At 65.3% G+C, this 21,401-nt stretch carries 24 protein-coding genes; 10 read left to right on the top strand and 14 right to left on the bottom strand.

Features of this window, described 5'->3' with window-relative positions; genetic code table 11:
* Positions 1 to 134: 134 nt before the first annotated feature.
* Complete coding sequence (locus tag AAFG13_RS02050; RefSeq protein ID WP_212317820.1) at positions 135 to 644, bottom strand: cytochrome P460 family protein; 510 nt, start codon at positions 642 to 644, stop codon at positions 135 to 137.
* 79 nt (positions 645 to 723) lie between these two features.
* The gene (locus AAFG13_RS02045) at positions 724 to 1,764 is read right to left on the bottom strand and encodes an alpha/beta hydrolase (RefSeq protein WP_342710986.1); all 1,041 of its coding nucleotides are present in this window, start codon (positions 1,762 to 1,764) and stop codon (positions 724 to 726) included.
* Between the two features lie 163 nt (positions 1,765 to 1,927).
* On the opposite strand from AAFG13_RS02045, the gene AAFG13_RS02040 reads away from it, so the two are divergent.
* Positions 1,928 to 3,481, top strand: coding sequence for a winged helix-turn-helix domain-containing protein (locus tag AAFG13_RS02040; RefSeq protein WP_342710985.1), 1,554 nt, complete (start codon positions 1,928 to 1,930; stop codon positions 3,479 to 3,481).
* Positions 3,482 to 3,759: 278 nt separating this feature from the next.
* Here AAFG13_RS02040 and AAFG13_RS02035 read toward each other — a convergent pair whose 3' ends face one another.
* The 3 genes from AAFG13_RS02035 to AAFG13_RS02025 all read right to left on the bottom strand — a co-directional run bounded on the left by AAFG13_RS02035 (position 3,760) and on the right by AAFG13_RS02025 (position 6,571).
* Complete coding sequence (locus tag AAFG13_RS02035; protein ID WP_342710984.1) at positions 3,760 to 4,035, bottom strand: hypothetical protein; 276 nt, start codon at positions 4,033 to 4,035, stop codon at positions 3,760 to 3,762.
* Between the two features lie 151 nt (positions 4,036 to 4,186).
* Positions 4,187 to 4,783: a glutathione S-transferase family protein gene (locus AAFG13_RS02030; RefSeq protein ID WP_342713533.1), complete on the bottom strand. Its 597-nt coding sequence runs from the start codon at positions 4,781 to 4,783 to the stop codon at positions 4,187 to 4,189.
* 459 nt (positions 4,784 to 5,242) lie between these two features.
* Entirely contained in the window at positions 5,243 to 6,571 is a 1,329-nt protein-coding gene (locus AAFG13_RS02025) for a dicarboxylate/amino acid:cation symporter (protein WP_212317836.1), read from the bottom strand.
* 141 nt (positions 6,572 to 6,712) lie between these two features.
* Here AAFG13_RS02025 and AAFG13_RS02020 point away from each other — a divergent pair, with 141 nt between their 5' ends.
* Both AAFG13_RS02020 and AAFG13_RS02015 read left to right on the top strand, forming a co-directional pair.
* Positions 6,713 to 6,871, top strand: coding sequence for a DUF5993 family protein (locus AAFG13_RS02020; protein ID WP_176531827.1), 159 nt, complete (start codon positions 6,713 to 6,715; stop codon positions 6,869 to 6,871).
* 8 nt (positions 6,872 to 6,879) lie between these two features.
* Positions 6,880 to 7,434 carry a disulfide bond formation protein B gene (locus tag AAFG13_RS02015; RefSeq protein ID WP_342710983.1) on the top strand — a complete coding sequence of 185 codons (555 nt, stop codon included), beginning with the start codon at positions 6,880 to 6,882 and terminating at the stop codon, positions 7,432 to 7,434.
* Here the strand turns inward: AAFG13_RS02015 and AAFG13_RS02010 are convergent.
* Positions 7,431 to 8,135 (bottom strand): glutathione S-transferase N-terminal domain-containing protein, encoded by a 705-nt coding sequence (locus tag AAFG13_RS02010; RefSeq protein WP_342710982.1) that lies wholly within the window; start codon positions 8,133 to 8,135, stop codon positions 7,431 to 7,433. The genes AAFG13_RS02015 and AAFG13_RS02010 overlap by 4 nt on opposite strands.
* A gap of 93 nt (positions 8,136 to 8,228) precedes the next feature.
* Here AAFG13_RS02010 and AAFG13_RS02005 point away from each other — a divergent pair, with 93 nt between their 5' ends.
* A complete protein-coding gene (locus AAFG13_RS02005) occupies positions 8,229 to 9,098 on the top strand; it encodes an SDR family oxidoreductase (protein ID WP_342710981.1) in 870 nt (289 codons plus the stop codon).
* Between the two features lie 166 nt (positions 9,099 to 9,264).
* Here the strand turns inward: AAFG13_RS02005 and AAFG13_RS02000 are convergent, their stop codons facing one another.
* Together AAFG13_RS02000 and AAFG13_RS01995 are read right to left on the bottom strand one after the other, a co-directional pair.
* Entirely contained in the window at positions 9,265 to 9,615 is a 351-nt protein-coding gene (locus AAFG13_RS02000; RefSeq protein ID WP_212317844.1) for a Lin0512 family protein, read from the bottom strand.
* Between the two features lie 63 nt (positions 9,616 to 9,678).
* Positions 9,679 to 10,902, bottom strand: coding sequence for an MFS transporter (locus AAFG13_RS01995; RefSeq protein WP_342710980.1), 1,224 nt, complete (start codon positions 10,900 to 10,902; stop codon positions 9,679 to 9,681).
* 96 nt (positions 10,903 to 10,998) lie between these two features.
* Here AAFG13_RS01995 and AAFG13_RS01990 point away from each other — a divergent pair, with 96 nt between their 5' ends.
* Both AAFG13_RS01990 and AAFG13_RS01985 read left to right on the top strand, forming a co-directional pair.
* Positions 10,999 to 11,940 carry a LysR family transcriptional regulator gene (locus tag AAFG13_RS01990; RefSeq protein ID WP_342710979.1) on the top strand — a complete coding sequence of 314 codons (942 nt, stop codon included), beginning with the start codon at positions 10,999 to 11,001 and terminating at the stop codon, positions 11,938 to 11,940.
* A gap of 172 nt (positions 11,941 to 12,112) precedes the next feature.
* Positions 12,113 to 14,026: a right-handed parallel beta-helix repeat-containing protein gene (locus AAFG13_RS01985; RefSeq protein ID WP_342710978.1), complete on the top strand. Its 1,914-nt coding sequence runs from the start codon at positions 12,113 to 12,115 to the stop codon at positions 14,024 to 14,026.
* Between the two features lie 42 nt (positions 14,027 to 14,068).
* On the opposite strand, the gene AAFG13_RS01980 is transcribed toward AAFG13_RS01985, so the two are convergent.
* From AAFG13_RS01980 to AAFG13_RS01970, 3 genes are all read right to left on the bottom strand, one after another.
* Positions 14,069 to 14,764 (bottom strand): GNAT family N-acetyltransferase, encoded by a 696-nt coding sequence (locus AAFG13_RS01980; RefSeq protein WP_212317852.1) that lies wholly within the window; start codon positions 14,762 to 14,764, stop codon positions 14,069 to 14,071.
* 121 nt (positions 14,765 to 14,885) lie between these two features.
* On the bottom strand, positions 14,886 to 15,536 hold the full coding sequence (locus AAFG13_RS01975; RefSeq protein WP_342710977.1) for a class I SAM-dependent methyltransferase: 651 nt from the start codon (positions 15,534 to 15,536) through the stop codon (positions 14,886 to 14,888).
* A gap of 23 nt (positions 15,537 to 15,559) precedes the next feature.
* Positions 15,560 to 16,180 (bottom strand): PadR family transcriptional regulator, encoded by a 621-nt coding sequence (locus AAFG13_RS01970; protein WP_342713532.1) that lies wholly within the window; start codon positions 16,178 to 16,180, stop codon positions 15,560 to 15,562.
* Positions 16,181 to 16,380: 200 nt separating this feature from the next.
* On the opposite strand from AAFG13_RS01970, the gene AAFG13_RS01965 reads away from it, so the two are divergent.
* Entirely contained in the window at positions 16,381 to 16,734 is a 354-nt protein-coding gene (locus AAFG13_RS01965; protein WP_212317855.1) for an MmcQ/YjbR family DNA-binding protein, read from the top strand.
* Between the two features lie 20 nt (positions 16,735 to 16,754).
* On the opposite strand, the gene AAFG13_RS01960 is transcribed toward AAFG13_RS01965, so the two are convergent.
* Positions 16,755 to 17,321 (bottom strand): histidine phosphatase family protein, encoded by a 567-nt coding sequence (locus AAFG13_RS01960; protein ID WP_342710976.1) that lies wholly within the window; start codon positions 17,319 to 17,321, stop codon positions 16,755 to 16,757.
* Between the two features lie 88 nt (positions 17,322 to 17,409).
* Entirely contained in the window at positions 17,410 to 18,375 is a 966-nt protein-coding gene (locus AAFG13_RS01955; protein ID WP_342710975.1) for a GlxA family transcriptional regulator, read from the bottom strand.
* A gap of 209 nt (positions 18,376 to 18,584) precedes the next feature.
* On the opposite strand from AAFG13_RS01955, the gene AAFG13_RS01950 reads away from it, so the two are divergent.
* Together AAFG13_RS01950 and AAFG13_RS01945 are read left to right on the top strand one after the other, a co-directional pair.
* Positions 18,585 to 19,226, top strand: a complete 642-nt coding sequence (locus AAFG13_RS01950; protein WP_342710974.1) for an HD domain-containing protein — start codon at positions 18,585 to 18,587, stop codon at positions 19,224 to 19,226.
* Positions 19,227 to 19,267: 41 nt separating this feature from the next.
* Positions 19,268 to 19,747 carry a Dps family protein gene (locus AAFG13_RS01945; protein ID WP_342710973.1) on the top strand — a complete coding sequence of 160 codons (480 nt, stop codon included), beginning with the start codon at positions 19,268 to 19,270 and terminating at the stop codon, positions 19,745 to 19,747.
* Between the two features lie 32 nt (positions 19,748 to 19,779).
* On the opposite strand, the gene AAFG13_RS01940 is transcribed toward AAFG13_RS01945, so the two are convergent.
* On the bottom strand, positions 19,780 to 20,232 hold the full coding sequence (locus AAFG13_RS01940) for an SRPBCC family protein (protein WP_342710972.1): 453 nt from the start codon (positions 20,230 to 20,232) through the stop codon (positions 19,780 to 19,782).
* Between the two features lie 77 nt (positions 20,233 to 20,309).
* Between AAFG13_RS01940 and AAFG13_RS01935 the strand changes: the two genes are divergently transcribed.
* The gene (locus AAFG13_RS01935; protein WP_342710971.1) at positions 20,310 to 21,401 is read left to right on the top strand and encodes an adenylate/guanylate cyclase domain-containing protein; all 1,092 of its coding nucleotides are present in this window, start codon (positions 20,310 to 20,312) and stop codon (positions 21,399 to 21,401) included.

Raw genomic sequence — 21,401 nt, 5'->3', positions numbered from 1 at the left:
GGCGAAAGCCAGGACCCATAACCACCGCAGTTGATTGTGAATGGGATCGCGGCCCCAGCGTCGCACAATGACTGAGATTTGGGGTAATGGGTCCTGGCTTTCGCCAGGACGACGATGAGGGTGGTCGATCGCACTCAATGCGCGTAGTGCGTGAAGACGAAATCGTGATCGCTGGCGTGGGCCTCGTGGCAGGCGAAACAGGTCTCGTGCTGGGCGGCATCGACCGGCTTGCCGTCGATGAAGCGGCCAAAGCCCCAGCCGCCGGTCGAGGCATATTTGGCGGAGTCCTTGACCATGACCTGGACGGTTGTCGCCGGTCCCGTGATGAACGCACCGTTGAGGCCCGCAACCGGCTTGCGCTTCCAGGCGAGCTTCACCAGCACGGTGCCGTCAGGAAATCGCGCGGCGCCGTCCTGATAGGCCTTCACGGCTGTCGCATTGCCGAGCACGCTGCGCAGTTCGTCGAGCCCGGTCTCCTCACCGACCGCGATCAGCTTCCAGTCGCGATAGCCTGCGGGAATTTTCACGCCGAAGATCGGCGATGCCAGCGCCGCATCATCGGCGTGCCCGACGGCAAACGGCAATGACGCACTGATGCAGGCTGCCGCGATCGCGGCAGCTGCCCATTTCACAACCTGTCTCATGATCAATTGTCCGCGCTCTCGATTCTTGTTTGACGCGTTTTCTTCACGCGAACCGGTATCCACTTCGCTCGAAAACGCTCTAGACCTTGCTGATATCGATGATGGCCTGGGTGAACGCCTGCGGCGCTTCCTGCGGCAGATTGTGGCCGATACCGCCGGCCAGAGTCCGATGCTCGTAATGCCCGGAGAACTTCTTGGCATAGGCCGCAGGCTCCGGGTGCGGCGCGCCGTTGGCATCGCCCTCCATCGTGATGGTCGGGATCGCGATCACGGGCGCCTGGGCCAGCGTCTTCTCGAAGGCATCGTACTTCGCCTCGCCTTCGGCGAGACCAAGCCGCCAGCGGTAATTGTGGATCACGATATCGACGTGATCGGGATTCTCGAACGCGGCCGCGCTGCGGTCATAGGTGGCGTCGTCGAACTTCCATTGCGGCGAGGCGAGCTGCCAGATCAGCTTTGCAAAATCGTGCCGGTTCTTGGCATAGCCCTCGCGGCCGCGCTCGGTGGCGAAATAGAACTGGTACCACCATTGCAACTCGGCCTTCGGCGACAGCGGCACCTTGCCGGCCGCCTGGCTGCCGATCAGATAGCCGCTGACCGACACCATGGCATTGCAGCGCTCGGGCCAGAGCACCGCCATGATGTTGGCGGTGCGCGCGCCCCAATCATAGCCGCCGAGCACGGCCTTCTCGATCTTCAACGCGTCCATCAGCGCAACGATGTCGGCGGCAACTGCGACGGGCTGGCCGCTGCGCACCGTGTCGCTCGCGAGGAAGCGCGTCGTGCCGTAGCCGCGCAGATGCGGCACGATCACGCGATAGCCGGCCTCGGCCAGCGCCGGCGCGACGTCGGCATAGCTGTGGATATCGTACGGCCAGCCGTGCAGCAGGATCACTGCCGGACCCGACGCCGGGCCCATCTCGACATAACCGGTATCGAGCACGCCGGCATTGATCTGCTTGACCGGACCGATCGTGGTGTGGCTACCGGCCTTGACCGCTGTTAGCGCCGCCTTGGACTGGGCCTGAGCCGATCCGATGAAGCCGAGCCTGGAAACGGCGAGGATCCCGCCGGCGATGCCAAGGAAGCGGCGGCGTTGCTGATTGATGGATTGCGACATGGCGATCTCCTGCGTCTGGTGTCGGCACCGACTATCGCAGAGACCGACCCCGCCCGCTTTCAGAGGACGTGGATTTGTCCTTCAGAGCGTCGTGATTTTGGCCCCACGCCGCCTGTGCTAGGTTCCGCCCCGAATTCAGCCGCCGGCCGCCGGACTCTTCGATTTGACCTACCATTTCAACGACTTGACCCTCGACTCCGAGCGCCGGGAGCTGCGCCGCGGCGATGCCCTGGTGGCCGTCGAGCCGCAGGTCTTCGACCTGCTCGAGTTCCTGATCCGCGCCCGCGACCGCGTGGTCAGCCGCGACGAGGTGCTGGCGGCGGTCTGGCACGGACGGATCGTCTCGGAAGCGACGCTAAGCAGCCGGGTCAATGCGGCGCGGACCGCGATCGGCGACAATGGCGAGGAGCAGCGGCTGATCCGCACCCTGCCCCGCAAGGGCCTGCGCTTTGTCGGCGATGTCAGGGAGCGCAGCGCGCCCGATCATCTGCTTGCGGATAAGGCCGCCCCGCCGCGGCCGAGCGAGGGTCCCTCGATCGCGGTGTTGCCTTTCACCAATATGAGCGGCGACCCCGAGCAGGATTATTTTGCCGACGGAATCGCCGAGGACATCACCACGGCGTTGGCGCGCTGCAGCCGCCTCACCGTGATCGCGCGCAACTCCGCCTTCACCTACAAGGGCAAGGCGGTCGACATCCGCCAGGTCGGGCGCGATCTCGGCGTCGGCTATGTGCTCGAAGGCAGCGTCCGCCGCGGCGGCGACCGCCTGCGCATCACAGGGCAGCTGATCGACGCCGTCTCCGGCGCGCATCTGTGGGCCGACCGCTTCGACGGCGCGGCGACCGACGTGTTCGACCTGCAGGACCGCATTACCGAGAACGTGGTCGGCGCGATCGAGCCGACCTTGGTCGTCGCCGAAGCCGAGCGGGTGCGGGCGGCGCCGCCGGACCGGCTCGACGCCTACGACCTGCTGCTGCGCGCCTACAGCCTGCGCTACCAGTTCACGCCCGAGAGCATGGTTGCCGCGCTCGATTGCCTCGACCAGGCGCTGGCGCTCGACCCGGCTTACGCGCCGGCGCTGGCGGCGTCGGCCTATTGCCACGCGATGCGTCATGTCCAGGGCTGGCTGAAGCCGAACGACGCCTACCGGGAACGCGCGGTCGCGCAGGCCTGGCGCGCGGTCGAGCTCGCCCCCGGTGACCCGCAGGTGCTGTGGATGGCGGCGTTCGCGATCTGGAACATGGCCGACGAGATCGAACCCGCGCGCGAATTGTTCGAGCGGTCGCTTGCGATCAACCCGAATTCGGCGATGGCGCTCGTCCTGTGCGGCTGGATCGAGGCGATGCGCGGCGATCAGAAGACCGGCCGCGCCATGATCGAGCGCGCGCAGCGGCTCAACCCGCGCGACCCGCGCGGCTGGTTCGCCTCCGCGGCGCTCGCGATCTGCGCGGTGCTCGATAACAATTTTGCCGAAGCGGTGACGTGGGCCGACAAGGCTCTGGCGCAGAACCGCCGCTTCGCGGTCGCGCTGCGCGTCTTGATCGTGGCGCTGGTGAAGACCGGCGAGACCGAGCGCGCGACCCAGATCGCGCGTGAACTGCTCAAGGTCGATCCGGAGTTCACGATCTCCGGATTCCTGGCGCGGATTCCCTTCCCGGTGGAAGCGATGTCCGCGACTTATCGTGAAACCCTCAAGGCGGCCGGCGTCCCGGATTGATGCTGCTCAGGGGGCGCGACGATCACTCACCAGTGGTGCGCCGGGCGGCTTGTTTGGCAGCATCGGCCTGATGGCAGTCCATTCCTCGTCGGAGAGTTCGTAGCGCATGATTCGGCCCGCTTCGGTCAAAGATTTGAATCATGGCTCGGCAGTCAGCCTCAATGAGCCCGTGCCGACGGGAGCGGTCGCGATGTGCCCGGAAGCGGACGCATTATACTCACCTTGAGTTTTGTCGAGTTTGACCCAAAGCGGAAATGCACTTGTGAGATTTTGCGCTATCAGCCTAGCTGACTTTCCGCCTCTTTCATCGCAGCAAGCCATTCCTCTAGTTTGAACGACCAAGGCGTTCGCGACGGACTAGGATAGAGGTCGATGTAGCGGTTGCCGTCAGACCCTCGACGCATTTCCGCGACCATTTGGTCGTTCCACCAGATTTCCGTAACCAACGCATCTCGATCCGGACTGCTGGCTGCTTGCAACGCGAAGCTCATGGGTCTCAGCTCCCAAGGAGTACGGGAATTTTTCTGTTCGACTTGATAGACGAGTGAGGCCACGATGTCTCCTTCTGGCCCTTCGGCGATCTCGGGAGATGTCCGCTTTTCCGCCGCTGTTGCGGTTAAGCGGACATCAGGCGCCGGCCGCTCAATGAGTACACGGCTTACGCAGGACTACTCCAGTCGCTTGGCCGCTCCGATGAAGCGAGCACTACAATCCCGGTGATCTCGCCGCCCAGGCCTTGGTGGCCTGGCAGCTTTCCATCGCTCGGACGTAGGCGGGGCGTGACGTCGTCCGGGCGAGATAGTCCCGCTCGGTAGGACCGGGGACGTAGTTGCCGGTTCGCATGCCGAGCAGGAGGGCGTAGCTCACCGAGATATCGGCGGCAGTGAATCGGTCGCCGGCGAGATAGGGGCAATCCGCGAGGCGGCGGATAACCAACCGCAGCCGGCTCTCGAAGGTCTCGAGCGCCCAGCAGGTAACCCTGGCATCTCGCTCGGCTTCGGGCGCCAGTTGGCGACCAACAATGACGGCGTTCATCGGCCCGGCGAGCCCGGCCTCGCCCAGGTGGAGAAATTGCAGATAGGAAGCGAAGGCGGGATCGTCCGGGGCGACGGCAAGCGAACCTGAGCCGTGGCTGGCGAGCAGGTACTCAAGAATGGCGATCGATTCGACCATGATCGTCTCGCCGTCCTGCAGTGCGGGAACGAAGCCGGCGGGGTTGATCGCGAGGAAATCGCGATCATTCTCGACTGCGAACAGATCGACCGGGCGCAGCCGATAAGCCAATCCCAATTCCTCGAGCAGTCAAACAACGCGGAAGCCACGACCTTCGCCATAGACGGTGAGCATAGTTAAGCATCCTGGATTGGGCTGGATGTACTAACTCGCAGAGGTAAGCCAGCCGCGCAACGGACTATCGACGGCGCATCATGCACGCAAGGCTTGGCGCATATTCGTCATCTACCGTGCGGGCCCTTCCCACTTTATGAGTTCACGGCCTGGGCTGCGGGCGCGAATACGGCGCGTTCCCTCTCCCGCCTGCGACGTGGAAGCCTCAGGTGCAAAAGCCCGCAAATGCCATATGCGACAGCCTTGGCGCGAGGGGACATTTTGGATATTTCTGTATATTAGAAACATACCCCTGAATTGCCCGACGTGTCAAGTTGCCTGGTCGAACGCCGGCCGCCGCCGGCTACTTTGCATGGGGTTGTTTTCGATATTTTGGCAGCGCCCCCTGCGACGGCCCCATAACTTCACATTGCTCTAGCCGGAGCCACCCGGCTCCAGCGCCTCGCCGAGCTCCAGCGGATGCGCCATCGTCTGGTGCAGCGCGTCCTTGTCGAGCTCGCCCTCGGAGAGGCTGATCACGACGCAGGCAACGCCGTTGCCGATCAGGTTGGTGAGCGCGCGGCACTCGCTCATGAACTTGTCGATGCCGACCAGGATCGCGATCGACTGGATCGGAATGTCGGGCACGATCGACAGCGTCGCGGCGAGCGTGATGAAGCCGGCGCCGGTGACGCCGGAAGCGCCCTTCGAGGTGATCATGGCGATGCCGAGGATGCCGAGCTCCTGCCAGATCGTCAGATGGGTGTTGGTGGCCTGCGCCAGGAACAGCGTCGCCAGCGTCATGTAGATGTTGGTGCCGTCGAGATTGAAGCTGTAGCCGGTCGGCACCACGAGGCCGACCACCGAACGCGAGGCGCCGAGATGCTCCATCTTCTGGATCATCTGCGGCAGCACCGTCTCCGACGACGAGGTGCCGAGCACGATCAGGAGCTCGTCCTTGATATAGGCGATGAAGCGAATGATCGAAAAACCCGCCAGCCGCGCGATCGCGCCCAGCACGATCAGCACGAACAGCACGCTGGTGAGATAGAACGTGCCGATCAGCGCCGCCAGATTCACCAGCGAGCCGAGACCGTAGGCGCCGACCGTGAAGGCCATCGCGCCGAACGCGCCGAGCGGCGCGACGCGGACGATCATCCGGATGATGCCGAAGAACATCTTGGACGCCTTGTCGATGGCCTCGGCGATCGGCTCACCGGGCTTGCCCATCAAGGCAATGGCAAACCCCGAGAGGATCGAGATCAGCAGCACCTGCAGCAGGTCGCCGCGCGCAAGCGCGCCGAAGAAGCTGTCGGGAATGATCGCCATCAAATGGGCGACGATGCCCTGCTCCTTCGCCTGCGTCACGTAGGTGGAGACTGATTTCGGATCGATCGTGGAAGGGTCAATGTTGAAGCCGCGTCCGGGCTGCAGCAGCTCGCCGATCAGCAAGCCGACCGCGAGTGCGACCGTCGACACCGCCTCGAAATAGATCAGCGCCTTCAGCCCGACCCGGCCGACGCGCTTGAGGTCGCCCATCGAGGAGATGCCGTGCACCACGGTGCAGAAGATCACCGGCGCAATCATCATCTTGATCAGCGCGATGAAGCCGTCGCCCAGCGGCTTCAACTGCTTGCCGAGGCCGGGATAGAAATGACCGATCAAGACGCCGGCGGCGATCGCGATCAACACCTGGACATAGAGGATCTTGTACCAGGGCTGATGCTTGTGATGGACGGCGGGCTTGATCGCGTCTGTGGTCATGAGGTGCCCCGGGCTGGAATGAACTCAACTGGTGATGCCATCTTGGCGGAGCCGCGCGCAAGCGACAATGGCCATTCGCGCCCGCCGCGCGCGCACACGAATCTGTCATAGACTACGGCCGGCTCGCATCCGGAGGCTGAGATGGAATTCACCGCACTGTTTCTCGCCATCACCATCGCCATGCTGGTGGCCTGGCGTGGCCCGCGTCCGGTCGCGATCGGATTGTTCGCGGTGATCCTGGTCGCTTGCGTCGCGACCTTGCTGCACCACGCCACCGACCGCCTCACTCTGTCGTTCTGAGGCCAGCCATGACCGACACGCAGGCAGTGACCCTCAATGCCCTCGCGCTCTATGGCCTCGCGCTGGTGCTGGCCGCAGCCTTTGCGGCGCAGCTCGTGCTGCACGAACTGCCCTGCCCGCTGTGTTTGTTGCAGCGCATCCTTTTCGCTCTGCTGGCGATCGGCCCGATCCTGAACATCCGCTTCGGACTGCGGCCGAGCCATTATGCCCTGTCGCTGCTGACGGCTGTCCTCGGCGCGTCGGTCTCGACCCGGCAGGTCCTGCTGCACATTCTCCCCGGCGACGCCGGCTATGGGTCGGCGCTGCTCGGCTATCACTATTATACGTGGGCGCTGATCGGATTCATCGCGGCGATCGTGCTGCTCGCCGCCATGCTGCTGTTCGACCGCCAGTTCGACCACCGCACGGCGCCGGCCGTCTCGCCCGGCAAATTCGCGCAAGGTGCGGTGTGGCTGGTGGTCGGGCTGACGGCGCTGAACGTGCTTTCAACGTTGCTCGAATGCGGCCTCAGTGCCTGCGCCGACAATCCGATCGTCTATGAGTTGCTTAAGCGGGCTGCTTAAGGCCGCTTCGGAATGTTCAACCCACGTTCCACGGCCGGCCGCTTGAGGCCGCGCTCCAGCCAGGCCGCGACATGGGTGAACCGGTCAAACTCGACGAGCTCGCGCGCGCCGTAGAAGCCGATCAGATTGCGCACCCAGCCGAGCATCGAGATGTCGGCGATGCTGTATTCATCGTCCATGAACCATTGCCGCCCGGCGAGATGCGTTTCCATCACGCCGAGCAGGCGCGCGGACTCGGCGACATAGCGCTGCAGCGGCCGCTTGTCCTCATAATCCTTGCCGGCGAATTTGTGGAAGAAGCCGACCTGGCCGAACATGGGTCCGATGCCGCCCATCTGGAATTGCACCCACTGGATCGCCTGATAGCGGCGCGCGGCATCCGCCGGCAACAGCTTGCCGGTCTTCTCGGCGAGATATTGCAGGATCGCGCCGGACTCGAACAGCGGCAGCGGCTTGCCGCCGGGACCGTTGGGATCGAGGATCGCCGGGATCTTGCCGTTCGGATTCAGCGACAGGAACTCCGCCGTCTTCTGATCATCCTTGTTGAAGTCGACGAGATGGACCTCGTAGGGCAACCCGATCTCCTCGAGCATGATCGAGACCTTCACGCCGTTCGGCGTCGGCAGCGAATAGAGCTGCAGGCGGTCCGGATGCCGGGCGGGCCAGCGTTTTGTAATGGGAAAGGCGGACAGATCGGTCATGTCGACATTCTTTGCAGGTTGTTGCTTTGCACGGTTGTTGTTGGGTGGCTAATGTACGGAGCTCATTGAAAGCCGCAAGGTCTGCAACCGGCCATGAACGATCAACAGACAGACGCAACGCTCGGCCCCTCCGACGACGAACTCGCAGTACATCCGACCGTGTTTGCGGCGGACGCGTTGGCCGGTCAGGTGGTCGTCGTATCCGGCGGCGCCGGTGGCATCGGCCGCGCCATCGCATGGCTGTTCGCCCGGCTCGGCGCGCATGTCGTGATCGTGGGACGCAATGCCGACAAGCTCGATGCGCTGGTCGATCATCTCGTTCGTAACGGCCTGAAAGCGTCGGCGTATGTTGCTGATATCAGGGATCCCGACGCGGTCAACGCGATGTTCGACGCGCTGTGGACCGCGCATGGCCGTATCGATCACCTCGTCAACAGCGCCGGCGGCCAATTCCCGCAAGCCGCGATCGATTTCTCGATCAAGGGCTGGAACGCGGTCATCAACACCAACCTCAACGGCACCTGGTACATGATGCAGGCCGCCGCGCAGCGCTGGCGCGACTGCAAACATCCCGGCAGCATCGTCAATATCGTCGTGGTCACGACGCACGGCCTCTACGGCATCGCGCACACGATCGCCGCGCGCTCCGGCGTGATCGGCCTGTCGCGCGCGCTCGCGGTCGAATGGGCGCCGCTGAACATCCGCGTCAATTGCATCGCGCCCGGCGCGATCGAGACCGAGGGCTGGAACGTCTACAGCGAGGCGGCGCGCGCCGCCTATCCGCGTTCCAACCCGATGATGCATCCGGGCACGCCCTGGGACATCGCGGAGGCCGCGGTCTATCTCGCCGCGCCCTCCGGCAAGTTCATCACCGGCGAGACGCTGACCGTCGACGGCGGCGGCCAGCATTGGGGCGAGACCTGGACCACCGGCAAGCCCGACTACTTTCGAGGCGGCGATTGACGCCTCCAAATCCGTCGTCCTGGCGAAAGCCAGGACCCGTAGCCACCAGCGTCTGTTGGGTGAAGGATCGTCGTCCCAGCGCATACAACAATCGGCGTTTGTGGTTATGGGTCCTGGCTTTCGCCAGGACGACGACGTGAGGGTCCAACCGGCTCAGCGCGGTTGATCAGCCGCTCTTCCCGTCGTCGAAGCTGACGATGACAGCGGCATTCGCGATCAGGATCGGGTCGTTGCCGATATCCGACGGAATCTCGAGCCCGCCCGCGATCGCCTTCACGGTCTTGGTGCCATAGGGCAATTCCCTGGCGACGGCGTCGGTATCGACCGCTTCGGGATTCGGCACCGCGATCGTGACGTCGACGAACATGTCGTTGGCGGTCTTGCCGAGCATGCGGAAGAAGCCGAGGCTGGAATGGCGGATCGCATCCGAAACCGCACGCTTGGCGGCCTTGGTGGCATCGCGGCCGTGGACGTCGACGCCCATGCCCATTTCGGTGATGCAGCGCACGCGTGTCATGAAACTTTCCTGTTGTCGTGGGCGTGAGAGACTTTCACTCCTTCGCCCTCCGCGCGCGCGGCGTCAAGCCGGGTCCCTCGCCTCGCTGACGCTGTTGTGATCACCGCGCGCCAGCATCCATGCCGCAAGACCGGCGAGGATCGCAGCCGCAACCACCATGACGCAGGCCGCGCTCCAGCCCCACGCCGAAACGACCGTGCCGACCGCGATCGGTCCGGTCACCTGGCCGAAATTGCTGCCCGTCATCAAGAGACCCATCATGACCGGCACCATCGCCGCCGAACGCGCCGCCGCGGGCGCGGTCGCCAGCAACGTCGCCGGGATCAGGCCGCCGGTCGCGGAGAACAGCAGGCACAGAATGAATGCGCCCCAGCCGCCGAGCACCGGCAGGAAGATGCCGAGCGCGGACACGCCCATCACGACGGCCGCAACTGCAATCAACCCAGTCCGGCTCACCCCGCGCGCGAGCAGATTGCCGGCGGCGAGATTGCCGACGACGTTGGCGGCCGCCGCCAGCGCGCTGAGCCCGCCGGCACTCTGGCTGGAGACGCCGAGCCGCTCGGTCAAAAGGATCGGCAGGAAGCTGAACACCGCAAAGAACATCAGGCTGTAGAGCCCGAACAGCACCATCAGAAGCGCCGGGGTGCGGCGCCGCGCCAGCGCGAATGCTTCTTGCATCAAGCCCGCACGCGCCGGCCCGGTCCGCGATGACACTTCAGGGACGATGACGCCGGCAAGGACGAACAGCAGGGCGGCAAACGCGGCACTGGCCCACCAGATCGCGCGCCAGCCGCCGAACATCGGACCCGCGACCAGCGCCAGCGCGATCCCGAACGGGATCACGCAACTCCACACCGCCATGGTGATGTCGCGCGCACCGACATCGACCACGCGATTGAGCAGTGCAGGAGCAGAAACCATCACCAGCAGGAAGCCGAGCCCTTCCAGCAGGCGCGATCCCAGCAGCACCGCAAGCTGCGGCGCGAGCGCGCCCGAAGCGGCACCGAGCGTGATGGCGGCAAGCCCGCACAGCAGCACCCGGCGTGCGCCGACCGCGGCGATCACGACGCCGGCGGGCACGCTGCCGACAAGCCCCAGCACCGCAAAGATGCCGGCGACGGTTCCGACAGCAGCGAGGTCGATGCCGAAGCTTTGTTGCAGCATCGTCGCGGCAATCGGCACCTTCCCGACCTGGAGAGCGGCGCCGATCCCGCAACCGGTCACGACGGCGACCGTCGCCCATCGCTTCGCCTCGCTCTGCTGCACCACGGCCGTCTCGATCGTCATGCGTCCACCCGTCCAGTTCAAGCCACCACAGATAGCGTTTCCCGATCATCGACAGGAGTGATATGTTTTGCATCCATTTGATCGATTTCGTAGATCATGCTCGATAACCTCACGCTCGACCAGATCCGGGTCTTCGTCACCATCGCCGAGAGCGGCAGCTTTCGCGCCGCGGCGACCAAGCTGGCGCGAGTGCAGTCCGCGGTCAGCCATGCCGTCGCCAACCTCGAGGCCGAGCTTGGTCTCATGCTGTTCGACCGCTCCGGCCATCGCCCGGCGCTGACGGCGGAAGGCAAGGCACTGCTCGGTAACGCCCGCGACCTGCTGCTCCGCGTCGACGCGATGCGGGCGCGCGCGCACGGCCTCGGTGACGGGGTGGAGCCGGAACTCTCGCTGGTGGTCGACACGCTGTTTCCGATTGCCGCGGTCGGCGCAGCGCTGACGGAAATGCGCTCAGCCTATCCGTCTGTGAGCGTGCGGCTCGCGGTCGAACCGATGGGTGGGCCGATCGCCGCCCTGACCGAACGGCGCAGCGCGCTCGCCGTCACGGTTGGGGAGGATTTTCGCGATCCCCGCCTCGCGCTCGACGCGATCTGCGCCGTGCAGATCGTCGCCGTCGCCTCCGCAAGCCACCCGCTCGCGCGCCGCGGCCGCAAGAGCGTGGCCGACCTTGCCGATCATCTGCAGATCGTGCTGTCGGATCCGACGCCGCTGTCGGAAGGCCGCAGCTTCGGCGTGCTCTCGCCGCAGATTTGCAGGGTAAGCAATCAGGACACCAAGCATGCCATGATCCTGGCGGGGCTCGGCTGGGGCCGCCTGCCGCTCTGGCAGGTCGCGCGCGACCTCAGGGATCGCCGCCTGGTGCGGGTCGAAACCGGCGCACTCGGCCGCAACGCGGCGCTCGCGATGGAGGCCTATCTCGCGCACCGGCTCGACGAACCGCTCGGCCCCGCCGCACGTGCATTCGCGGATGCGCTGACGCGGATCGCCGCGCGCATGCCTACGCAGAAGATCAGGGCGAGGGCGGCGAAGAAACACTGAACCGCGGCTGCTGCGCGCTCCCACTGCAGTCCGTTCGCAAGCGCCCCAATCCTCGATCTCACATCACGACGTCGAGAGGCCTCGCGCCTGCTGCCCGCCATTTCGCTGCGGTTCATCTCCGCAGACCGATAGTGCGCGCGACCGATCCCAATCTCGCAAGGAGCCGCGCACCATGCCGATCAGCCGCCGGCGAGCACTGACGCTTGCCTCGTTTTTTGTGGCGAGCCCGCTGCTCGGCAGCGAAAGCCATGCCGAACAGACGACTGTTGCCGGCGCGGCCACGTTTGACATGGCCACCTTCACAGCCACCTCCGGCGGCGATGCCGACGCGGCCTTTGCCAAGGCGCTGGCCGCCATCGCCAAGGCAGCGGCTGATGCGAGCAAGGCGGGGCCGGTTCACATCGTCCTCAATCTGGAGAAGAACGCCAGCTACCGGATCAAGCGGCCGCTCGCGTTCCGGCAATTGCACGGTTTCGAGCTCAACGGCAACGGCGCGCAGCTGATCAACACGGCACGCAGCGGGACCTTCGCGATCTCCGGCTGCAACCGCCTCACCATCCGCGATCTCGCCATCGACTACGATCCGCTGCCCTTCACCCAGGGAACGATCACCGCGTTCGACAAACAAGCGGTCGACATCACGATGAAGGTCGACCCCGGCTATCCCGATGATGCCGCGCTGCTGGCCACCTTCACGGATGGCTTCTTCAAGGTGATGGACCGCCGCAACCGGGCGCTGAAGACCGGCGCCAGGGATTTCCTCTCACCGGCCCATGCCACGCGCCTCGGCGACAGTCAGATCAAGGTGCGTCTGCGGTGGGGCGCGAACGATCGTTTCCCGAGCCAGCTGCCGATCACGGTGGGTGACGTCGTCACCATCGCAAATAGCGGCGCGCATGCCATCGCGGTGGACTCCAGCGTCGCCACCAGCCTGATCGACCTGAAGCTGCTGGCGTCGCCGGGCATGGGCATCATCGAGAACGGCGGCGAAGGCTCGATGATGCTGCAGAAAGTCTCGGTCATTCCGGGACCGCGGCCGAAGGGCGCGACGACCGACCGCCTGATTTCGACCAATTCCGACGGTTCGCACTTCACCGTGGTCGCGCGCGGTCCGACCATGGAGGACTGCAGTTTCGCCAATACCTCCGACGATGCCGTCAACGTGCACGGCTTCTACTACTACGTCGTGGCGAAGACCGCGCCGCGGCGGTTTCTGCTCAGCCCGAAATGGGACGTCGGCCTCGCGGCCGGCGACGATATCGAGAGCTGTGACCATGCGACGTTTCGCTCCCTCGGACGCGGCAAGATCGAGCAATTGGCCAAGCGCCACGCGCCCGAACTGAAGGTGAAAATCGCCCAGCTCTGGAAGAACCGGAGCCCGACCACGTTGCCGGACCTGATCTACGACGTGGTCCTGCAGCAGGACCTGCCGCTCAAGACCGGTGATGCCATCACCTCGCTGACGCACATCGGATCGGGCGCGACGGTGCTGCGCTGCGATTTCCACGCCTGCGGCCGCGTGCTGATGAAGGCGCCGAACGCTATCGTCGAGAACTGCCAGTTCACATTCTCGACCGGCGTGGCGCTGCAGGCGGGCAGCGACATCGGCTTCTGGTCGGAGTCGGGATTTGCCGAGAACCTCGTGTTCCGCAACAACCGCTTCAGCCATTGCGTTAACGGCGCCAATGAGCTGACCAGCGGCAGCGGCACGCTCGGCACCATCTATGTCGGCATGGTGCCGCCGGAAGGCGCCAAGGGATTTCAGGACAATTTCCAGAACCGGCGCGTTATCATCGAAGGCAATCACATCGACGATTCCTACATCTACGCGATCTTCGTCAGCAATGCCGACGGCGTCAAAATCGCCGGCAACGTGATCGGCCAGACCTTCCTGCGCGGTAGCGTGTTCGGGGCTGGCGAGTTCTTCCACATCAAGCCCGACAGCGCGATCTTCGTCGGCCGCGCCAGGAACGTCGAGATCAGCAACAACGTCGCCGCACACGGCCGGATCGCGACCAATGCCGTCGCGATCGATCCGAGCTGCGACAAGCGCACGGTGCATCTTGCCGGCAACAGGCTGGCGTGAGCGAGTGCGACGCCGTTCAGAGCATCGTTCCCGGACTTTGCCCTACCCCTGTTTCTGCAGCACCGTGATGTGCAGGCGGCGGCGGATCTCCATGCCCTGGCGGCGGTAGAGCGCGATCGCCGAGACGTTGTTGGTGAAGACGTGCAGGAACGGAACCTCGCCGCGCGCCACGATCTGGCGGCCGACCGCCGATAGCAGCGCCTGCGCATAGCCGCGGCCGCGATGGTCCGGATGCACGCAGACCGCGGTCATCTCGGTGTAATTCCCCGGCTTCATCCGTTCCCCGGTCATCGCGACCAGCTCGCCGCCAACGCGGATACCGAGAAAGGTGCCGAGCTCATGCGTCCGCGCGCTGAACGGTCCGGGCTTTGTCAGTTCCGTCAACGCCATCATCGCGGGAACGTCGGCGGCGCCGAGCGTGACGATCTCGACGCCGGGCAGACAAAACTCCCCCGGTGGGCCGATCATCTGCTCGCCGGTCTCGGCCAGCAGCAGCTTGAACTCCGGCGGCACCGGGACAGGATCGGGCGTGAACAGCACCGCGATATCAGGTCCCGACAGCAGCGCGCCGAGCGCGGCAAAGCCTTCCGGCGACATGTCGACCATGTCGGCGAAGGGGGCGATCGCGACCGGAAAGCGCCTTGCCTCGGCGCCGCCTTCCGCAAGGTCGCGTTGCCTCGTGGTCAGTGCGCTCCAGATTGGGCGATCAAGCGGATGGATCGGCGGGACTTCGGACATGCGGCGCTTCGCTCCTGATTTTCCTCGAACAGAGCAAGAAGCGCCGACAAAATCCAGCGTGGCGTGATGTCGTTGCGGCTCACAATCACGCCAGCAGGATTTCGTCGTGCCGAACCGATCCTTAGGCGACCTTCAGGCAGAGCTCGGTACCGCCCTTGAGCGGCAGCGTGATCGACACGAAGCCATTTTTGGGATCGCGCACGAACTCCAGAAAATCCGCCTCGGCATTGTCGTTCATGACATAGCCGCCGACGCGAAGCTGCGGAGCAACGATCTCGATCACCTGGCGGGCGAGCGTCGGTCCCTTCTCGCCCGGCCAGCCGTCGATCAGGATGAAGTCGACGGGACCACCGAGATCGCGCAGCGTCTGGCGCGCATCGCCCTCGCGGATCTCGGCATAGTCGGCAAGGCCGGCCTCGGCAAGATTGCGCTTCGCGGTTGCGACCTTGGCCGGCACGATCTCCGAGCCGATCACAGTGCCGCCGCCATTGTCGCGCATCGCGGCAGCGAAATACAGCGTCGACATTCCGATCGACGTCGCGAACTCCGCGACGCGTTTGGCGCGCAGGCCGCGGCACAACAGATAGATCAATTCACCTTGCTCGGGATGAATTGAGAAGCCCTGCTCTGCATAGTCGAGCGGATCGCGGCTCATCGTCGGATTGCCGCGCGGACCGCCGGCGGCCGGCCTGCGGCGCGTGGCCTGCAGGCGCGCGATGACGGCAGCGACGCGGGCATCGGCAATCGCGCTGTGCGGTTCAGCGTTGTACATGAAGGGTCTCCCTTGCGACTGCGTCATTGCTGCAGGATTTCAGCGGCGGCGCGGTCGAGGATCTTCGCGATGCGGCGCGCCTCGGCGGCATCGCAGCCGCGCTTCTGGCGCAGCGCGCTCTTCAGGGCGTGACGGGCGCGGTGCACGTCGTCGGAGGATTCGCCATCGAGATCGCTCACGCCGGCGAAGGCTTCGCGCACCTCCTCCATGCGGCCGCCGATCCGCGACAGCGCCTGGAGAATGGTGTCAGCGGTGGCGCGGTTCTCGGCGAGATGCGCCTTGCCCTGCTCGGTGATGCTGTAGAGCTTGCGCGCCGCATCCTGGGTGACGCTGGCATGGCCGATCTCCTCGAGGAAGGTCAGCGCCGGGTAGATCACGCCCGGGCTCGGGCTGTAGAAGCCGTCCGACCGCTCCTCGATTTTCTTGATCAACTCGTAGCCGTGCGCCGGCTGCTCGCCGAGCAGCGCCAGGATGACGAGTTGCAGATCCTGCGACGAGAGCCGCCGCGATCCCGGAAAGTCGCCGCCGCCACCCCGCCCGAAGAAGCCATGGCCGCCGCGGCCAAAGCGATGGCCACCTCGGCCGTGCCGCCCCATGGCGAAGAACCCAAACCGGAATCCGTCATCGTCCCGGCCGCCAAACATCGATCGTCTCATTGGTCATTCCTTACTGAAAACATATCTTACGATATATCTAAAGATGATATGGGGCCAACCCACGTTTTCGTGAGCTCCCGCCAACGAAGCAGCGACCGGAACCAGCCCGGGATCGAAGATTCACGCTGGGCTTGCCCGTCTTCGCGCGGCTGGCTTATGGCTTTGAAGCCCTCCAACCCCTCCGATCCATGCGTCCAAAAACCTTCGAAGCTCATTGCCTGCGCCTGCCCGCCGCCACCAAGGTGGTGCAATGGGAAGGCACGTCGGTGTTCAAGGTCGGCGGCAAGATGTTCGCGCTGGCCGGCGGCTTCGTCGCGAGCAGCGGCGGCTTCATGTTCAAGACCTCGAACATGGCCTATCAGCTCTTGATCGAGCAGGGCCTGGCGCGACCGGCGCCGTATCTGGCGCGAGCCAAATGGGTGCAATTGATCGGCAACGACGCCCTGCCCGACGCCGAGCTCAAGGCCTATCTCGATCACGCGCATGCGCTGATCGCAGCCAAGCTGACGCGGAAGTCGCGCAAGGCGCTCGGGCTCGACTGATCGGCGCAGCGTGACGCGGTTCAGCCACCCAGCGGCTTGTCGGAATCGCCCGACAGCAATTTCGGAAACAACTCCTTGAAGGCGAACTTGTCGTCGCCCTTGGCGCGCTCGAAGCGCAGCACGACGTCGAAGCGGCTGCTCTCCCATTTGGTGGGCGGCTTGCCCTTGCTGACCGGGATCAGCGGCAGGATGTCGGCGATGATCGCCTTGTGCTCCCAGCACAGCAGCACGACGCCCTTCAGCGCCAGCACCGCCTGCATCAGCGCCGGCTCGTCACCCTTGCCGAAGCCTATGTTCGGCGTCAGCTCGCGGCGCGCAGCGAGCGCCGAGATCGTCTCGGCCGGACGGCTCGACGGTGGCTGATTGGGCTCAGTTCCCGGCGTCGCGGCGTAGATCGCATCGGGCTTGGCATAGTCACCGCCGGTGAGATCGGTGCCGAACAACGCAGTCCACGCGCCCGCACGCTGCCAGCCGCGCAGCACCAGCGACTCGGTATCGGACACGCCGTCCGCGGTGAAACCGGGCCCCGGCCAGGACTCGCCCGGCTTCTCGGCGTGACGGATGATGAAGAGCGTGAGCGCGTCCATGGCAGCCTCGCGGAACAGTTGCATGATTGGAAATAATTTCGGACAGGTTGATCCTATCCCCGATCAGGCGTCCGCTTCATGAACGGCGTCACAATTTGCGAAAACTCGACCGATACTGCGCCGGCGACACGCCAAGCCGCTCGGTGAACACGATACGCATCCGGTCGGCCGAGCCGAAGCCGCAGTCGAACGCAACCGCCTTCAGCGGCCGATCGCTACCCTCGAGCAGCCGGCGCGCGGCGTCGACCCGCGCGCGTTCGACGAATTCATGCGGCGTGATGCCGGTCTCCTGCGCAAAGGCGCGGCCGAAATTGCGCACGCTCATACCGACAGCCTCGGCCAGCGATTGCAGCGTGTGGCGCTCGCCGACACGCTGCATGACATGCGCCTGCGCGCGCGCGATCGGCGAATCCTCGTCGACCGGCGCTGTGAGATAGGGGCTGAACTGCGACTGCCCGCCCTGGCGTTGCGCCACCACGACCAGCCGCTTTGCCACCGCGACCGCGACCTGCGGCCCATGACGCTCGGCGACCAGCGCCAATCCGAGATCGATACCCGCGGTCACGCCGGCGGAGGTCATCAGTCTGCCGTCGCGAATGTAGATCCGGTCGAAGATCACCTCGGCATCCGGAAAGCACGCCGCCAGCCGCTGCGCGTTCTGCCAATGCGTCGTCACCTTGTGCCCGTCGAGCAAGCCGGCATGGCCGAGCGCGAAGGCACCGGTGCAGATCGAACCGTAGAGCTCGGCGCGCGCGGGCGCCCCGCGCAGCCACTGCGTCAGCGCCGGATCCGGCTCGGCATCGGGCAATGCCGGCCCTCCGGCGACGAGCAGGATGTCGAACTTCTCGTTTGCCTCGTCGAAACTGAGGTCGGCCGATATCTTCATGCCGTTCGATGCGCGCAGCGGTTCGCGGCTAGCGCCGACCAGCACCGTCTCATAGCCGTCGCCACTAGCGACAAAGCCGTTGGTTTCCGCGAACACGTCGACGGGACCGGCGACATCCAGCGCCTGCACCCCTTCGTGAATCGCGATTGCCACCTTCTGAACCGCCATACCCTCTCCCTGCCCGCTGGCGCGAAACGATGTCTCGTTGGCCCGATCCGGCGGCGCACGATCGTTGCGGGATCAGGCCAAGACGGGTGACAAACGACCACGGATCACGCCACCAGATGATCCGAACACACCAGAGAGACGAGCGCCGGCGCGCCCCGCGTGTTTCGCACGCCACGGCATCGTCTTGCCATATCGAGGAGCGTCTTGAAATGACCGAGATCATCGCCGGCATCCATGTACCCGACAGCGCCATGGCCCGTGCAGCCACGCAGCTGGTGCGCGATACCGAGGACGACCTGCTCTACAATCACAGCCGCCGCGTGTTCTTCTGGGGCGCGCTGACCGGCAATCGCCGCAAGCTGAAGTTCGATCCCGAGCTGCTCTATGTCGGCGCCATGTTCCACGACATGGGCCTCACCGCCAGGCATGCGAGCCCCGATCTGCGCTTCGAGGTCGACGGCGCCAACGCCGCGCGCGACTTCCTGAAGAGCTACGGCGTCGCCGAGCGCGACATCGATGACGTCTGGGCCTCGATCGCGCTGCACACCACGCCCGGCATCCCCGAGCATATGCGTCCGACCGTCGCGCTGGTCATCGCCGGCGTCGAGATGGACGTGCTCGGCATCGCCTATGACGATTTCTCGCACGAGCACCGCGACCATGTCTGCGCGCATCATCCGCGCGAGGCGAACTTCAAGGAGAACATCATCGATCATTTCGCGGCCGGCACCATCAAGAAGCCGCTGACCACCTTCGGCAACGTCAAGGCCGACGTGCTGGCGCTGAAGGACATGAACTACACACGGGTGAACTTCTGCTCGATCATCCTCGGTTCGAAATGGCCGACATGACCGCGCGCCGAATTTCAATCCGAACCGCGAAGGAGAACACCATGACCATCGCCGTCAACACCGGCTTCGCCGAGGCCGAGCGGACCAGCATCGCGGCGGCGCTCTCGACGGTGCTCGCCGACACCTATGCGCTGTATCTGAAGACTCATGGCTACCACTGGAACGTCACGGGTCCGACGTTCCAGGCCCTGCACACGCTGTTCGAAGGGCAGTATCGGGAGGAATGGCAGGCGCTGGATGACATCGCCGAGCGGATCCGCGCCCTCGGCGAACTGGTGCCGCAGACCTATTCCGCATTCGCCAAGCTCACCGCGATCAAGGACGGCTATGCCAGCCTCGACTCGGAGGCGACGGTGGCCGAACTGCTCCACGACAACGAGACGGCCGTGAGGACCATCCGCGATGCTTTCACAGTCGCCGAGTCCGCCGGCGATCAGGCGACGATGGACATGCTCAACGTGCGCACCACCGCACACGAGAAGCATGCCTGGATGCTGCGTGCGACGCTTGACGTCAAATGAGCGAACCGACTGAACCGCACCAGCGTGCCGGTTCAGCCGTGCGGACCGCGGTCGGGGCCTGGAGCTCGTCCCGCTGCCGCGAGCGCGAGCCTGGCAAGGTAGTGCGTCCAACCCTTGCTATGGCTCGCGCACTGCTCGGCGTTCGGCAGGCCGCTATGGGTCATCCGCAACAGCGTGCCGCTGTCCTTGTTGATCAGGTCGATCTCGATCAGGCTCGATCCCGGAGGGACCTCCGCGCCGCCTTCCCAGCCGAAGCTGTAGGCAAGACGATGCACCGGCACGACCTCCCGGAACGCGCCGCGCGCGGCGCGGTCGCGGTCGTTGCCGAGGCCCTTGAGCAGATAGAGCCCGCCGGGATGCAGCTCGGTCTCGGCCTCGAGCCCCATCCAGCTCACGATCTTCTGCGGATCGGTCAGGAAGGCGAACACGGTTGCCGGCGGCGCTGCGATCTGGATCTCGCGTTGAACGATGAAGGCTTCAGTCATCGATCCTTCCTCCATTGACGGTGGGTCTTCAGGGATAATTCGTGACAAGGGTGGCGCATCAACCCCATGATGCGGCGATGCAATTGTCCTCGACTCTGAGCTGGCTGGTCGACGCCGCCGCCGAGACCGCGGGCGCCAACCGGTTGCTGGCGGATCTGGGTAGTCATCTTATCACGGATGGCCTGCCGCTTGCCGGCGGTGCGCTGACGCTCGAAGTTCCGCACCCGCTGATCGCCCGGCGCACCTGGCTGTGGCGCGCCGGCAATGGCGAGGTCATCGAGGCGCTCGGCTTCGCGCCGGAACAACCCTTTGCAATGCCTGATATGATCGGATCCGGCGACGCCGGCCGGCGTTGGCTCAATAGCCTCGCGCCCGGCCCGATCCACGAGGACACGATTGGAACGCGACCGGATGGCCCGACCCTCGGCTGGATCGGCACCCGCGCCTTCACGCCGACCGAGGCGGATCAATTGCGCGAGGCGGCGCGTTTCACGGCCGCACCGCTCGCCGCGCTCGCGGCGCGCGCGACATTGACGGCGGCGCTGGAGGCCTATCTCGGCCGGCGCAGCGCGGCACGCGTCCTGGCATCGCCGTTGCGGCGCAACACCGGTGAAACGATCCGCGCGGCGCTGCTGTTTGCCGATCTGCGCGGCTTCACCGCGCTCTCCGAAAGCCACCCGCCTGCCGAGGTGATCGCCGCCCTCGATGCCTGGTTCGACCGCATCGCCGGCGCGATCCACGCCTTCGGCGGCGAGGTGTTGAAGTTTATCGGCGATGGGCTGCTCGCGATCTTTCCGGTCACAACGACCGCGCGCAGCGCATGCGAGGCGGCCTTGCGCGCGGTGTCGGCGGCCCGCGTCGGCATGGCACATCTCGACACCGAGCGGCGCAAGCACGGCCTGCCGCCACTGCCATTCGGCGTAGCGCTGCATCTCGGTGAGGTGCATTGGGGCAATATCGGCGCCGCCGACCGCCTCGACTTCACCGCGATCGGCGCCGCGGTCAATCTGGTCAGCCGGCTGGAAGGCCTGTGCAAGCCGCTGGAGCAGACCGTGCTGGTCTCGGGCGCACTCGCCGCCGAGACCGAAATGGCGCTGGTCGCGCTCGGCACCCATGAGCTGCGCGGCATCGCACGGCCCTGCGCGGTCTTCACCCTGCCCGAGGAATGA

The organism is Bradyrhizobium sp. B124, assembly GCF_038967635.1.
Lineage (GTDB): Bacteria > Pseudomonadota > Alphaproteobacteria > Rhizobiales > Xanthobacteraceae > Bradyrhizobium.
The sequence above is the reverse complement of the archived record's forward strand: the minus strand, read 5'-3'. Positions and strand labels throughout refer to the sequence as shown.